Source organism: Pontibacillus sp. HN14, assembly GCF_021129245.1.
In the GTDB taxonomy this organism is placed as follows: Bacteria; Bacillota; Bacilli; order Bacillales; family BH030062; genus Pontibacillus.
In genome coordinates this window covers 165,973-180,196 of record NZ_JAJOLR010000002.1, presented here as the reverse complement: position 1 = coordinate 180,196, position 14,224 = coordinate 165,973, and the positions used below count along the sequence as shown (strand labels likewise).

The 14,224-nt window shown below is 47.9% G+C and carries 12 protein-coding genes; 3 read left to right on the top strand and 9 right to left on the bottom strand.

Annotation, left to right across the window (positions count from 1 at the left end):
* The first annotated feature begins 188 nt into the window (after window positions 1-188).
* Both murJ and LQ226_RS10085 read left to right on the top strand, forming a co-directional pair.
* Window positions 189-1,718 carry a murein biosynthesis integral membrane protein MurJ gene (gene murJ, locus LQ226_RS10090; RefSeq protein ID WP_231417769.1) on the top strand — a complete coding sequence of 510 codons (1,530 nt, stop codon included), beginning with the start codon at window positions 189-191 and terminating at the stop codon, window positions 1,716-1,718.
* Window positions 1,719-1,731: 13 nt separating this feature from the next.
* Complete coding sequence (locus LQ226_RS10085) at window positions 1,732-3,318, top strand: glycoside hydrolase family protein (protein ID WP_231417768.1); 1,587 nt, start codon at window positions 1,732-1,734, stop codon at window positions 3,316-3,318.
* Between the two features lie 467 nt (window positions 3,319-3,785).
* Here the strand turns inward: LQ226_RS10085 and LQ226_RS10080 are convergent, their stop codons facing one another.
* The 4 genes from LQ226_RS10080 to LQ226_RS10065 form a co-directional block, all read right to left on the bottom strand.
* Window positions 3,786-6,881, bottom strand: coding sequence for an efflux RND transporter permease subunit (locus LQ226_RS10080; protein ID WP_231417767.1), 3,096 nt, complete (start codon window positions 6,879-6,881; stop codon window positions 3,786-3,788).
* Window positions 6,881-8,062: an efflux RND transporter periplasmic adaptor subunit gene (locus LQ226_RS10075; protein ID WP_231417766.1), complete on the bottom strand. Its 1,182-nt coding sequence runs from the start codon at window positions 8,060-8,062 to the stop codon at window positions 6,881-6,883. Before LQ226_RS10075 ends, LQ226_RS10080 begins: the two co-directional genes overlap by 1 nt.
* Before the next feature lie 27 nt (window positions 8,063-8,089).
* Window positions 8,090-8,968, bottom strand: a complete 879-nt coding sequence (locus LQ226_RS10070; protein ID WP_231417765.1) for a TetR/AcrR family transcriptional regulator — start codon at window positions 8,966-8,968, stop codon at window positions 8,090-8,092.
* Between the two features lie 757 nt (window positions 8,969-9,725).
* Window positions 9,726-10,205, bottom strand: a complete 480-nt coding sequence (locus LQ226_RS10065) for a competence protein ComK (protein ID WP_231417764.1) — start codon at window positions 10,203-10,205, stop codon at window positions 9,726-9,728.
* 192 nt (window positions 10,206-10,397) lie between these two features.
* Here LQ226_RS10065 and LQ226_RS10060 point away from each other — a divergent pair, with 192 nt between their 5' ends.
* A complete protein-coding gene (locus LQ226_RS10060; RefSeq protein ID WP_231417763.1) occupies window positions 10,398-10,580 on the top strand; it encodes a putative motility protein in 183 nt (60 codons plus the stop codon).
* A gap of 56 nt (window positions 10,581-10,636) precedes the next feature.
* Here the strand turns inward: LQ226_RS10060 and LQ226_RS10055 are convergent, their stop codons facing one another.
* From LQ226_RS10055 to LQ226_RS10035, 5 genes are all read right to left on the bottom strand, one after another.
* Entirely contained in the window at window positions 10,637-10,951 is a 315-nt protein-coding gene (locus LQ226_RS10055) for a hypothetical protein (RefSeq protein WP_231417762.1), read from the bottom strand.
* A gap of 770 nt (window positions 10,952-11,721) precedes the next feature.
* Window positions 11,722-12,159 carry a 3-hydroxyacyl-ACP dehydratase FabZ gene (gene fabZ, locus LQ226_RS10050; protein WP_231417761.1) on the bottom strand — a complete coding sequence of 146 codons (438 nt, stop codon included), beginning with the start codon at window positions 12,157-12,159 and terminating at the stop codon, window positions 11,722-11,724.
* Window positions 12,160-12,173: 14 nt separating this feature from the next.
* Complete coding sequence (locus LQ226_RS10045; RefSeq protein WP_231417760.1) at window positions 12,174-12,503, bottom strand: DNA-directed RNA polymerase subunit beta; 330 nt, start codon at window positions 12,501-12,503, stop codon at window positions 12,174-12,176.
* A 42-nt stretch (window positions 12,504-12,545) separates the two neighbouring features.
* Window positions 12,546-13,373, bottom strand: a complete 828-nt coding sequence (locus tag LQ226_RS10040) for a flagellar hook-basal body protein (RefSeq protein ID WP_231417759.1) — start codon at window positions 13,371-13,373, stop codon at window positions 12,546-12,548.
* Window positions 13,374-13,387: 14 nt separating this feature from the next.
* On the bottom strand, window positions 13,388-14,218 hold the full coding sequence (locus LQ226_RS10035) for a flagellar hook-basal body protein (RefSeq protein ID WP_231417758.1): 831 nt from the start codon (window positions 14,216-14,218) through the stop codon (window positions 13,388-13,390).
* Window positions 14,219-14,224: the final 6 nt, after the last annotated feature.

Here is a 14,224-nt window from a genome sequence, read left to right as displayed (position 1 = left end):
ATGTTGGGGGAGGGAGATGGGCGAGACTCCTATGGAAAAACGGACAACCGAGACCCCACAGCGAAGCGAGGAGGCTCGGCCGTTCGTCCATGGAAAGCGAGTGACTCCCCCTCCCCTCTTCCCGCTTATAAAAGTGGGTCCCTACTCGTTGAAAAACAAGTATATGAAGAAAGAAGAAGGTATTCAACATGTCTGGATTAAAGAAAACCGCAATCTGGATTACGATGCTATCGATTTTGTTGAAACTACTTGGGTTTGTAAGGGAGAGCATGATGGCCAGAGAATTTGGTGTAAGCGAAAGCACCGATGGCTTCTTGCTTTCCTTTACTTTTGTCACGCTAATCTTAGCGCTGATTGCGAACGGATTTAATTCCGTCTTCCTCCCCCATTACGTCAAGCATCGTAAAGCAGATGTAGAGAAAGCCGAACGAAATGCCAACAGCATTTTAAACTACACGACGATCTTTTTCCTCGTTGGATCGGTGGCAGCGTATTTCCTCGCTCCTTACATCGTTCCATTTCTGTACGGAGACCGGTCGGCGTTAACGCTAGAAATTACGATTGAGCTCACGCAAGTGTTCTTCATCTTTATGGTCGTCATTGCCTTAAGTGGTGTACTCGAATCGTACCTGCAGGCGCGCCGTATTTTCGTTCCGACTCAGATCTCAAAGATTATGGGTACGCTTATGGCGACTGTGTTCCTTGTTCTGTTCGCAGATCTTTGGGGCATTTACAGTATGGCGTACGGATTTGTGTTTGGTACGTTCCTCGGTGTTGTCATTCAGTTCGTTTCCTTGAAGCGAGGCGGATTTAAATGGATGCCGAGCCTGAAGTTTGATGAAGAGTTCGGGCGTAACTTTTTAATCTTGTTAGCACCCGCCCTTCTCCACTCTTCTGTTGGCCATATTAACGTGTTCGTCAACAAAATGTTCGCAGCCCGTATTGATACAGGGGCCACGACGTATTTAAACAATGCATCCTTACTGATGAGTATTCCGAGTACGATTTTCACAACGACGATTGTTGCGATTATCTTTACACTCCTGTCAGAACAGGCTCAACAGAAGGAAAAGTTTAAAAACACCCTTTATATGGGGTATCAAATTGGGATGATGACGCTGTTGCCGATCGCGGTCGGTACGTTCTTAGTGGGTAAAGCTGCAATTTCCTTCATTTATGAAGGTGGTAAGTTCACACCAGAAGACACAGCGAATACGTACTACGTTCTTCAGCTCTATATTCCGATTATCTTAACGCAGGGTCTCCTTGTCATTGGGGTAAAAGGACTGTACGCGCAGGAGAAAACGAAGAAACTATTAAGCATCAGTTCCACCACGATTATTTTAAACGCGGTGTTAAACTACGCCTTTATTCAGCCGATGGGCTACCCGGGACTTGCTTTATCAAGTTCTGTAGTCGCGGTGTATTACGTCTCAGCCGTTACTTATGCGGTGTATCAGGATTACGACAAGAGCGAGCTTATGCAGATTCCGGCACTCTTCTTTAAAGTGCTGATTCCGACGATTATCATGGCGTTGCCGATTTATCTGATTCAGACGTTGACAGATATTGAGTCGCTCTACGCTCTATGGGAGCTCGTTATTCTCGTTCCGATCGGGATTGTCTTTTATGTGATTGGCCTTTATGTGTTCTACCGTGAAGGCTTCAGGCAGATGATGCGCTTAGTGAAAGATCGTAAGAGTATGAAACAAGGATAAGGAGGGTTAGACGATGAAACGGTGGCGAATCTTAGCCGGACTGATTACATTAGCCGCAGTTGCCGGTTTATGGGTCATTTTCTCCCCTGAACCAGTCGACGGGATGAAAGAAGTGACAGTGGGCGAAGAAGAAACGATCGCCCACATCTTCGGTGATGGTCTTCAGTTTATGGAACAGGATACAGAGAAACATGAATGGGTCGCCGCCCGTGACGTCGTCTATTCCTATGAAGTGTACGCGGGCAACGAGCACATCGGTGAGGTTTCTATCACAGACCGGACGCTCCGTAACGGCGATGAACTTCATTTTTCTTCTTTTGAAAATAAAGGTGATGACACTCACACGGTTACGATTGAGTATCCCCTCTCAGGTGAGATGGAGTTAACTTCTTTTGACGACATCGGTTCAGCGATTGAGCATAAGCATGATTCAACCGTTGGAGTCGACCCGACGACGATTCCAGTCGGATACGGGACGCTCGCTGATGGCAGCTCGGTCTGGCTTGGTCAGCGTTACACTTCTACGGTTTTAACGAAAACCTATGAATCTGGTAAAACGAGCGTTGTACGAGAGTTAGATGAGGAAACCAACCCTTACGAAGTTGAGGACGAACGGTTGAGACAGACACTTGAAGCGAGTGGTGACCAACTAGCCGAAAGCTGGCTGATGCGCTCAGGCGATCCCCTCTTCTCTTCTATAGAAAAGGCGACTGCTTGGGCCGAGGATATGGCTGTCGATTACCGCTGGGCGAAGAAGTGGCTGACGCCGGCTGGTGTGTATCAGAAGGTGCCATGGTCGATTGAACCGGGTACAAAAATGGGCTACGGCCGCGTGATCGGAACCCTACCTCACCAGGATGCTTTATCACGGTATGAGGCAACGGGTGAGCGTTTCTTTGAAAGCATTTCGCTTAATGCGGTGACAACGATTGAAGCGTATCGCGCTGAGAAAGAAACAGAGCTTTGGAAGACGGAGTATACGAGTACGTGGGTAAAAAAAGCTTACGGCATTCACGCTCCTTATACAGATACGCGTCATAATGAAAAGCTTGCTTTATTCTTAATGAATGCAGCAGACGGGCTTGGTATTGAGTCTCTTCAGTCAGAAAGCGTGAAGTACGCGGATTACCTTGTCGCACAGGCTGATGATGGTAATACGATTTCCTTTGGAGACGATGCCTTTCTTGTTGGGGACTATGATGGACCTGGCAAAGAGGAAGTCCCTCACGCATCGCTCAATCACGCACTGGGTGAGTCCGATTATTTGCTGAAGGCGTATGAGCGGACGGGTGATGAGAAGTATTTGAACCTGGCCTACTCGATTCGTCAGGCGATTGAAATGATTGGCACAGAGTGGATTCGTGAAGAAGGCGAGCATGAGGATGACGTCTGGTATCAAGTGAATGAGGATCATACGTTTGAAGGTAATGACTATCAGTTATTAACGTTGGTTGATTTATATAAGAATCAGAAGGCCTGGGCCGAGACAGAGTACGGTGTGAGTGATGTGTATAATACATTGATTGAATCGAAATCGTCTTATCTGGAGCGAACTGGTCTTGATGTTGAGAAAGCTGTGAATGAACGCATCTCCCCTTAGGAGGTGCGTTTTTTTGGTTTGGGTGGTGGGGCTTTAGTGTGGTAGAGAGGTGATGGGTGTCTGACACGGTTTAGTGCTGTAGAGCGTTGGTGTGTGTCTGACACCCTTTAGTGCTGTAGAGGATTGATGATAGTATTTAGCCGTTAGGATGGTTTTCTAGACGTTTGAGAGGAGAATATGGACGTGGTGTAGCTCTTTCTCGACGTTAGATTCGGGTTTCTCGTCGTGCGGATGTTTTTTCTAGACGTAAGGGACGGTTTTCTTGACGTGCGTGGCCTCGTTCTAGATGTCAGAGTTCATTTTCTCGACGTTCACCCTGCCCACTAAAGTCAAAAGTATTTTAATACAGTAAAGGATAGCAGGGTGTCAGACACCCTGCTATCCTTTAAAGCAACACCGCGTGTCAGACACGCTTCACTCTACTAAAGTAAAAGGAACAGGCCGCGGGCGGCCTGTTCCTTCCTTTTTTATGATTCTGTTTCGGTTTTGGTTTGTTTTTTGTTGCCTCGTTGGAAGAGGCGGACGATTTTCTTGGATAGGTCGTCGAAATACGTGTAGACAACCGGGATGAGTAAGAGCGTGAAGAAGCTTGAGACGGTGAGACCAAAGATAATGGTGATCGCCATCGGCTGCTGGGCTTCTGCGCCTTCTCCTAGTCCTAAGGCTAGTGGAATCATTCCGAGTACGGTTGTGAGTGTGGTCATTAAGATCGGGCGAAGGCGACTTGGTCCCGCTTCTAGAATCGCTTCGTAGCGATCGACGCCTTTTCGTCTGACGATGTTAATGTAATCCACGAGCACAATCGCGTTGTTTACAACGATCCCGGCGAGCATGATGACCCCGATGATAGCTGGTACACTAATCGGCTTCCCTGTAATGAATAGGCCGCCAAGTACGCCAATAATTGTAGCTGGCATCGAGAACATGATGACAAATGGATACAGGAAGTTCTCAAACTGCACGGCCATTACGGCGTAGACAAGGAAGATCGAGAAGATCAACGCTAGTGCCAGATCTCCAAAGGAATCAGCCATGTCCTCTGCCTGTCCCCCTATTGAATAGGAATAGCCTTCTGGGAAGTTAATGCGATCGAGTTCGGATCGAATATCTTCTGTAATGCTTCCAAGGTCGCGGTTTACAATGTCGCTTGTGACGTTGACTTGCTTTTGCTGATTCTCACGAAGCAATGTCGATGGTCCCTGGACTTGTTCGAGCTCAGCGACGGTTGCGAGCGGGATCATGTCGCCCGTCTGGGTTTGGATATTCATCGATTCTAAATCGCTAATCGTGCGACGTTCATCATCTGGAAGAATGATGCGCACATCGATTTCCTCCCCAGCTTCACGGAAACGGGTGGCCGTTTGACCGCTAAAGCCAAGCTGCACCTGGCTCATCACCTGCTGATAGGAAAGGCCGTACTGCGCGGCTTTGTCCCGGTCGACGTTGACCTGGATTTCAGGGCGCCCTTCTGAAGCTGATGATTCAGGATTGTGAACGCCGTCGATCTGGTCAATCGTCCAGGTGACTTGATCGGCAAGTTCCCGTAAGACTTCATATTCTTCACCGTTTAGCTGAATCTGAACTGGAGCCCCTGTCCCAAGACCCGCTGCCATTTCACTAACGGTGATTTCAGCCCCAACTATATCACGGAGATCTTCATCCATCTCTTGCATCACAGTGGATGTTGTTTTGTCCCGTTCTTCTGGTGGGACGAGCTGTATCGTGTAGGTGGCTTCATTGGCTGTTGATGAGAATCCTTCGAAGCCTCCTCCACCGATGCTTAAGTAATTCGATGAAATGATCTCTTCGTATGGTTCTAACTTTTGGTCGATTTGTTTTGTAATCGATTCTGTTCCTTCTAAGGACGTTCCGGATGGTGCTTCAACGGTTACCTCGATTTGGCCCTGGTCAGATGGTGGAATGAATTCCGTACCAAGGAGAGGTGCGAGAAATCCGCTTCCGACGATTGCGAGAATCGTAACGATGACCGTAATGAGACGATGTCTTAGCACCCCGCGAAGCATCGAGCGATAGCCGTTGTTGATTTTGTCCATGAAACGGTCGAACCAGTAGCGGCGTCCGTTGTCCTTCATCGCTTTCGTTAAGAGCTTCGATGACAGCATTGGAATGAGCGTGATCGAGACGATTAAGGATGCGACGAGTGAGAAGGAAACGGTTAACGCGAGTGGCGTGAACAGTTCTGATGCGATTCCTTCAACGAATACGATCGGCAAGAATACCACGAGCGTTGTCGTCGTTGAGGCAATAACGGCAGGTGCGAGTTCTGATGCCCCTTGTTTGGCCGCTTCTTTGAGCGAGTATCCGTTCTGCCTGTAGGCGACGATATTTTCTAGTATGACGATCGAGCTATCGACCATCATTCCGATTCCTAAAGCGAGTCCGCCCATCGTGAGGACGTTCAACGTGTTGCCAGTAAAGTACATAAGCGTAAATGTTGAGATGATCGCAATCGGAATGGAAATCCCAATAACGATCGTTGCCCGTACACTCTTCAGGAATAAGAGCAGAATGAGTACGGAGAACAGACCACCGAGAATGATGTTTTGTACAACAGAGCGAATCGATTGTTTGATAAAGGTCGAGGTATCAAACACGATGTCCATGCTCACATCACTAGGTAAATCCTCCTCCACGTCATCCTTAGCCGCTGCTACGTTGTTGGCTACTTCTACTGTGTTCCCGTCTGATTTTTTCAAAACGGATAAGACAACAGAGGGCTGGCCGTTGACGCGGGAGATCGTGGTCACGTCTTTGAACGTGTCTTTAACCGTTGTCACGTCCTCCAGTTCTAGCTGAGCTCCAGTTGGAGAGGTGATGATCGTTTCTTTCACATCTTCAATCGTTTCGAACTCTCCCTGAATGCGAACCTGCAGGTCTTGGTCCCCTTTTTCAAGCACGCCTGCTGACGTGGACTGGTTGGCTGCGTTAATAGCCTGCACGAGAGTCTGAGCGTTTAAGCCGTATTGCGCCATTCTCGCACGGTCGATCTGCACTTGCACCTCCCGGGAGCGGCCCCCTTCGATGCTGACAGATCCGACACCCCCCTGCCGTTCAAAATAGGGAACGATGTTATCTTCAGCGATTCCTTGCAGACTTGAAGCATCTTTACCAGATAAGCCCACCCACATGACTGGAATTTGCTGTGGATCAAAGCGTAATATGCTCGGGTCCGCAGCATCTTCTGGCAGGAGCCCTTTAATCTGGTCGACTTTTTCCCGGACGTCGAGAAGAGCGTTATCTAAGTTCGTCCCATTCTCAAACATCAGAATCACGAGGGATGCGCCAGGCTGAGACTGGGATTGCACGGTGTTAATGCCCTCAATGGAACTGACAGCCGATTCGACTGGACGGCTGACGAGTTTCTCCACTTCCTGCGGGGCAGCATCCGGATATTGTGTCGACACGACGGCAATAGGTAGATCGATCTCAGGATAAAGGTCGATCGTCAGGTTTCGTAGTGAAACGAAGCCAAGAGCGACGATCGCAAGGACGATCATAAAGACGCCGACGGGTCGTTTAACGGAGGATTCGACGAGTTTCACTAGTCTACCTCCTTCATGATGCGGATCTTGTTGTCATCGGACAGAGTGAGCTGCCCTTTCGTTACGACTTGATCTCCTTCCGTCACGTCGCCTGTAATCGCCGTAAGGTCAGACTGAGCCCGAACGACTTCTACAGCTGTTTTCACCGCACGTTCCTCTTCAATGATGTACACGTACGTTTCTTCATTTTCTTCTACTACTGCAGAAGTTGGGACCAAAATTTTATCGGCGACGGTCATTTCAGGTAGCTGAAGTGTGGCCATCATGCCTGGTTTGATCTTGGCATCTGCATTTGTGACGGTTGCCTCAACCGGGTACAAGCCACTGTCGTTTGTAATGGATGAGATGTAGGTCACCTTCGAGGTTACGTCTTCATCTAGTGAACTCATGAAAGCCGGAATCTCTTGATCTTTTTTAAATAGAGAAAGTTCATCGGCTGTTACGGAAACTTGTAAGGTGATCGGGTTCAGCGCTACAATCGTCGCAAATGGTTGCTGACCGGACACCATATCCCCTACTTCGCCGTTCACGGACGTGACTTCGCCTGATATGGTCGCTACAATGGCCGCGTTACTTAGCTGACCTCTGGTTGAGTCGAGTTGCGCCTGAGCCTGATCCACCTGGAGCTGAGCCTGTTCGACGCTAATCTGTGCACTATCATACTGCGCTTCTGCCTGGTCGACGGCACGCTCTGCTTGGCTTACGGCTTGTTTGGCGTTTTCTTTTGCAGGGCCCATGAGCTTGTCTTCCTGCTCCTTAGCGTCATTTAATTGTTCACGCGCGTCACGAAGCGATTCTTCAGCGGCGTCACGCTGACTTCTTGCCGCTTCGAGCTGCTTTTGGGCAGACTGGACGGAAATCTTCTGGACCTCAATCTGGTCATTTACATTGGAAGCACTGACTCGGCCAATGACGTCACCTTTTTGAACGGTATCTCCTTTCGATACGTTCACCTCCACCAGTTCGCCTGTTGATTTCGGCAGGATCGGTGCATTCTTGCTCGGCATGGCCCGTCCAAACACTTCACGCTCAACGACGAGGTCGCCTTTACTTACTTGCGCCACTTCTACGGGCGTCACTTGTTCCACTTCTGACTGTGTGCCTTCTGTTGAATCATCAGAGCATGCTCCTAACACTAGGGATAGGGTCAGCATGGCTCCGGCTAATACCTTCTTGTTCATTCTTCTCGTACTCCCCTCAGTTGTCTCTTACAATAAGGAAATGTTCATACGGTCTGCAATGTCCTGGCAGTCTTGTTCCATTTCCGGCAGATCTTTAAAGTGAGCAAGCATTCCCTGAATCATTACCGTTTCAGGCTTCTCCTTCTTCACTTCATTCTCTATAATCTCTAAAGCATGCGTCAGTTCTTCGATGCGATTCTTATGTAGGGAAAGGGTCTTTATTTTCTCTTTCATCGACTCTAGCTGCCCCAGAATACTCTCATCTTCCTCAGGCAGATCAAGCCCCATGGAGATCGACTCCACCTGTTCTTTCGTGATAAGCGGATCATCTGATTCTTTCATTAGTCCAGTTATCGCATCATCCAATCGTCTAACGATAAAATCGGCTAAACGTTTGGCATCAAGAGGCAACTGATCAATGACGAGCCACTTAAAATAGCTCTCCATCATTCCTTCTAATAGAATGCTTGCGTCAACGATCTTAGGCGTAAGCGCTTCCCCGTAAATATTGAGGAGGTTCTCATTACTCCACCTGAAGTTTTGCTTGCGCATCTCCATCATAAAGCTATTGGCTTCTGATTTAATATCGACGTTATCGCGCATATGCATAATGATAAATTCTTTATTATTTTGAAAAGCTTCTATATAGACTTGAATCTGGCGGGCTAATGACTCCTTCGGCGGCAGCGCTTGTTTCCGAACTTCCTCTACTCGCTCGACAAGGTCATTGTAGTAGTATTGGTGAATGTTTAACGTCAGGTCTTCTTTTGAAGAGAAATGCAGGTAAAAAGCGCCCTTCGAGACCCCACTTTGGTCGGCAATTTCTTGTATGGATGTGGAATGGAACCCTTTCGTTGCAAATAGCTTCATCCCGGTTTCAATGATGCGTTGTTTCTTCTCATTCATAAAGTCTTCATCCTCTCTCCCTCTAGCATATCATCCCACAGCTGGGTAAGATAGAGGACTGGGCATGACTGGTCAGTCAAGCCATGGATACTATACTATATTGGGTGTCCCTTTACAATAGCTTCCACCTCTTAAATGTGTATAGAGCGTGTCTTTTTTAGTATGGACGAGGTTGGGTGGTTTCATAAACTTATGCGGAGAGAATGTTTCCATTAACGTTATTATGAGCTTAAGGTGAACCGGGAAATCACTCCCTTTCCGCGGCGAGCTGGGGAGCCTCCTCAATCGCTACGCGCTTTCCGGGGTCTCCCCTAAGCTCCCAATGCCGCAGGAGTCTCGCGATTTCCCGGTTCACCTTTACCATAATTGGAGTAATGGAAACATGCTATAGGCCCCTGGAAGATGTATAAAACACACCCAGCTTATGTTGGGGGCCGTTCGCAAAACCCATAGCATGCCCTGTCAAAAGTGGTGAACGGACCTCACCTAATCACCTCTAATCCTCTCCTCACATATAGCGCGGGTTTCCGTTCCACCCAATTCGGCGAAGGTGGCCCTGGAAATTGCGAGACTCCTGCGGGAGAAAGAGGTCGACGAGACCCCGGAGGGCACGAACTTTGCCCGAGGAGGCTCGACAGCTCGCCCGCGGAAAGCGAGTGATTTCCAGGGCCACCTTACTCCCCAATAAAGCAAACGGAAACATTTTCTATTTGTGAGCAAAAAGAAGAGCCTGCTTGGGAGCAGACTCTTCTTACATTCAGGATTTCATGTATAAGGAGCGTGAGAAGGTTGCAATGGCCAGTCCTGTTAGCTGCATTTGCCGCTTAATGGAGTAACCTGAAGTTGTGATATCTATGATGGATTCATCAGAGAACATCACCTTACTGCCCTGGTCTCCTTTATTCTCTTCATATTCCTTTACGTGGTAAAATGAGATCCATCCACAATACATATTGCGCGGGGACATTGTGGGAAACATAAATGTCCCCTCACTCGGATTTACGGGTACCGGGAGCTTGCTTTTTGTCTGTAATATCTTCTCCATCGCCATCTGTCTTCCAATAAGAGTCGATCCTCCCATCAAACACGACTCGGTTATGATCTGTTTAGGTGTTTTTCTACAATAGATCACACGGTTTGGTTCGAGGATTTTGGATACATTGGTGGGATGGAGATTTGAGAAGACTGCCATTGTATCTGGATTAATTATATAAGCCTCTCTCACTTCTTCCCCCATCGCTTGCCTCCTTATAGAATATATTTACATTTATGTGATTCTATTATACCGGAATAACACTTGAATTTTGAGAATTATTTGTATATTTCTTCAAATTTTTATTTGAAGTAGTATTTTAGAACTATTTTCCGCTCGAAATTGCTATATATCTGATATACTGGGGGTCACCATATATTGGGAGGTCATGCTGACATGGGGGAGATGCATCCTGCCACTGGTACATACGACGTGAAGCGTCAGGCAAATCTGTCCTTAATGGACAAGGCGTTAACGCGTATGCAGACAAAAGGTAACGAGGACGTGAAGATGATCGAGGATTCGTTAAAAGAACCCGAGCATCCAACTCTCGGAGCCGTCATTGATACGAAGGCTTGAGTGTATTCTCAAGGCGAAGCAAAAACCCACTACCTTTATGGTAGTGGGTTTTTCCATTAATCGTTCATATCGTCATCTGTATTGTTTGTGTTTCCTTCTTTATCGCCTTGTTGCATGTTATCATCTTCATTCATTTTTTCTTCTTCTTTGTCCATGTTCTCTTCTTCTTTTTGATTCTCTTCTTGTTTCATGTCCTCATCGTTTTCCATTTCATCTTTCTTATCTTCTTCCATCTGTTGCTCATCTTGCTTCTGTTCTTCTTGTTGCTGCTCGTTTTCTTCAGGCGTTTCTTCCTCAGTATCACCACAAGCCGCCATTAGAGATAGTGCAAGCGCTGAAGCACCTAATTTAAATAACCAACTTTTCTTCATGTTCATTCCTCCTAAGTATAGTGGAATCCCCTGATTCTTCAGGAGTTCCGTTGTACTAGTTGTTAGAATGAGCTTTTATTGGAAAAGTATGCATGGTTTTTTACACTTTTTGGGTTTTGTTTTTTTGAGGTGGGAGGATGTATTTGGGCGGGGTTCGGACACTCTGGAGCTGGTCTGGATGCTTTTGACTGGCGTCCGGGCACTTCGGGCGAGCGTCTCGTCACTTTCTCGCTCGTTCGGACACTTTCGCGCGGCGTCCGGGCACTTCGGGCGAGCGTCTCGTCACTTTCTCGCTCGTTCGGACACTTTTGCGCGGCGTCCGGGCACTTCGGGCGGGCGTCTTGTCACTTTCGCGCTCGTTCGGACGCTTTTGAGCGGCGTCAGGGCACTTCGGGCGGGCGTCTCGTCACTTTCGCGCTCGTTCGGACGCTTTTGAGCGGCGTCCGGGCACTTCGGGCAGGCGTCTCGTCACTTTCGCGCTCGTTCGGATGCTTTTGAGTGGCGTCCGGGCACTTCGCCAGGACCTCCCGTCACTTTCCTCCCTCGTTCGGACGCTTTTGAGCGGCGTCCGGGCACTTCGGGCGGGCGTCTCGTCACTTTCGCGCTCGTTCGGATGCTTTTGCGCGGCGTCCGGGCACTTCGCCAGGACCTCCCGTCACTCTCCTCCCTCGTTCCGACGCTTTTGAGCGACGTTCGGGCACTTCCCACGTGCCTCCAAACAAAAAACGCTCCAAAGCTACATAATAGCACTGGAGCGTTACACGTAATGATTAATCTTCTTTATCGCCTAGGGCGAACATGATTTCAGCTTCACAGACGGTTTCGCCTTCAGCTGTTTTGGCTGTGGCTTTTCCTTTTCCGATGCTGGCTTTAGCACGGATGATTTCGACTTCTAGAATTAGTGTGTCGCCTGGGCGCACTTGGCGCTTAAAGCGGCACTTATCGATGCCTGTGAAGAAGGCAAGACGACCCTGGTTTTCTTCTTTTTTCAGCATGGCTACGGCGCCTACTTGGGCAAGAGCTTCTACGATCAACACGCCTGGCATGACGTTGTAGCTCGGGAAGTGGCCCTGGAAGAAAGGTTCGTTTGCGGTTACGTTCTTTTTCCCGACAGCGCGTTTACCTTCTTCTAGTTCTGTGATTTGATCAACTAGAAGGAATGGGTAGCGGTGCGGGATAATGTCTTTAATTTGTTCGATATCTAGCATAGATAGGGAGCCTCCTATTCGGTTTTCGTTACGATATCTATAATATGTTGCCACGTATCAAGTTTCAAGGCATCGGTTGGATTTCCGTCTCCAATCACGCCATATCCGATCATAACGCCACCAACGAGAGCGAGTGCACAGATGACCAGAACGACAATGATCCGTAACCAGATCGGAAAGACACGACGACGATAACGTTCAGGTTTCTTTTCTTTATCCTGCTTCTTAACTTTGTCGGTTTCTTTCGAGGCTTGGCTCTTTGTTTTCTCTTGATTCTGTTGTTCTTTCTGAATTTCTCGTCGTTCAGTGCGACTGGTTGGCTCTGATTGTTTCTTTTCTGGCATACCTACAGACTCCTTATCCATTCGTTTGGCGCTTCTGAGTGTTTAACGTAGCTGGTTGACTAGTCCCATCATCTGGTCGCCCATTGCGATCGAGCGACTGTTAAACTGATAAGCGCGTTGCATCATAAGCATATCTGTCATTTGTTTCGACATGTCGACGTTTGAGGTTTCTAGGGCACCTTGCTTCATATTGATGTTCTCAGGTGCTACCCCGCTGACAATGTCCTCCACGTTTAGGTTTCCTATTCCCTCACCAGGGATTCGAAACACATTTTGACCGGCTGCTTCAAGTAATCGAGGTCGCTCAGCGTTAACGATCTGAAGACGACCGACTTCATTTTGCAAGCCATTCTGTGTAAGGAAGATCGACCCGTCTTTTCGTATCGTCATTTGCTCGAACGTATCGCTAAAGACGATCGGCCCATCTTCACCAAGAACAGGGTTGCCATTTGATGTCACCATCATGACTTCATTAGCATTGACCGGAGTGAAGGAGAAAGAGCCGTCTCGTGTATAGCGGGTTTCTTCTTGTCCGTTTATGGTCGTTTGAATTTGAAATAGATGCTTTTCATCTTGAAGGGCCACATCTAACGCACGACCTGTTTCTTTAATCGATCCCTGTGACAGATCAATGTCCGTATGAGCCAGTTTAGCACCTGAACCCATGCGAAGTCCATCGGGGGTTAACCGATTTGGATTGTCCCCTTCTTCTTCGATGTTGTCGATTTGCTGGTAGAGAAGAGAAGCGAATTCAGAGTTCTTCGTTTTGTAACCGGGTGTTTCCATGTTGGCTAAGTTGTTCCCGACTAAATCAAGCTTTTGCTGAAGCTGCCCCATCGTGACGGCCGCTTGCATTGAAGATCGTAGCATGTAAAAGATCCCCCCTAGCGCACTCTGGCAATTTCATTAACTGCCTTGTCCATACTTTGGTCATAGGCTTTTAATACTTTCTGATTGGTTTCAAAAAGGCGGTAGGAATTCATCATATCAACCATCGTCTTTGAAGCATCCACATTAGAACGTTCAAGAGCATTTTGTTGAACTGAGAATGTTACATCCCCCGTTGTTCGTGCATTCTGAACAGCCTCGCCTTCTCCTCCATCAAAACGGAAGAGGTTCCCACCTTCTTTCACCATTTGGTTCACGTCATTCGTATATGTAAGACCGAGTGGAGTCGCTTGTCCACCCGCTTCTAAAATGCCATCACTTGTCACATTAAAGTCCATACCACCCGTTTGAATCCGGGCACCGTTTTGATCCAAAACGTAGTTCCCGGCGTGGGTAGTCAGGAAGCCTTGTCCATCAACGGTAAAATTCCCGTTTCTCGTATAGCGCTGTTCGCCGTTTTCATTTTGAACGGTAAAGAAAAGCGCTCCAGATTCATCGGGAATATTGCCGTTGATGAGTGCCATGTCAGAGAGGATTCCTGTTTCTCGAATATCGCCTTGAGCAAAATCAGGTATCTCTTCTTGAACATAAACGCCAGTGTTCATACCGCCGATATCCTTGTTAACAGGTAGCGTGAGACCGCCGGATTGCGTCGGGATTTCTTTGCCGCCCATTTTTTGCATTAAAAGTTCTGGGAAAGCGCGCATCGATGATTGATCGGCTTTGTACCCAGGTGTTGTGGAGTTGGCTAGATTATTAGAGAGCGCTTCTTGCTGACGCTGTTGAGCGAGCATACCAGAAGCTGCTGTATAGAATCCTCTTAACACGAGACT

What these genes read in the sequence shown, in the direction of transcription:
- murJ (WP_231417769.1), top strand. Translation starts at nt 189, where the DNA reads ATGTCTGGATTAAAGAAAACCGCAATCTGGATTACGATGCTATCGATT.
- LQ226_RS10085 (WP_231417768.1), top strand. Translation starts at nt 1,732, where the DNA reads ATGAAACGGTGGCGAATCTTAGCCGGACTGATTACATTAGCCGCAGTT.
- LQ226_RS10075 (WP_231417766.1), bottom strand. Translation starts at nt 8,062, where the DNA reads ATGAACAAGAAGGTATTAGCCGGAGCCATGCTGACCCTATCCCTAGTG.
- LQ226_RS10070 (WP_231417765.1), bottom strand. Translation starts at nt 8,968, where the DNA reads ATGAATGAGAAGAAACAACGCATCATTGAAACCGGGATGAAGCTATTT.
- LQ226_RS10065 (WP_231417764.1), bottom strand. Translation starts at nt 10,205, where the DNA reads ATGGGGGAAGAAGTGAGAGAGGCTTATATAATTAATCCAGATACAATG.
- LQ226_RS10060 (WP_231417763.1), top strand. Translation starts at nt 10,398, where the DNA reads ATGGGGGAGATGCATCCTGCCACTGGTACATACGACGTGAAGCGTCAG.
- LQ226_RS10055 (WP_231417762.1), bottom strand. Translation starts at nt 10,951, where the DNA reads ATGAAGAAAAGTTGGTTATTTAAATTAGGTGCTTCAGCGCTTGCACTA.
- fabZ (WP_231417761.1), bottom strand. Translation starts at nt 12,159, where the DNA reads ATGCTAGATATCGAACAAATTAAAGACATTATCCCGCACCGCTACCCA.
- LQ226_RS10045 (WP_231417760.1), bottom strand. Translation starts at nt 12,503, where the DNA reads ATGCCAGAAAAGAAACAATCAGAGCCAACCAGTCGCACTGAACGACGA.
- LQ226_RS10040 (WP_231417759.1), bottom strand. Translation starts at nt 13,373, where the DNA reads ATGCTACGATCTTCAATGCAAGCGGCCGTCACGATGGGGCAGCTTCAG.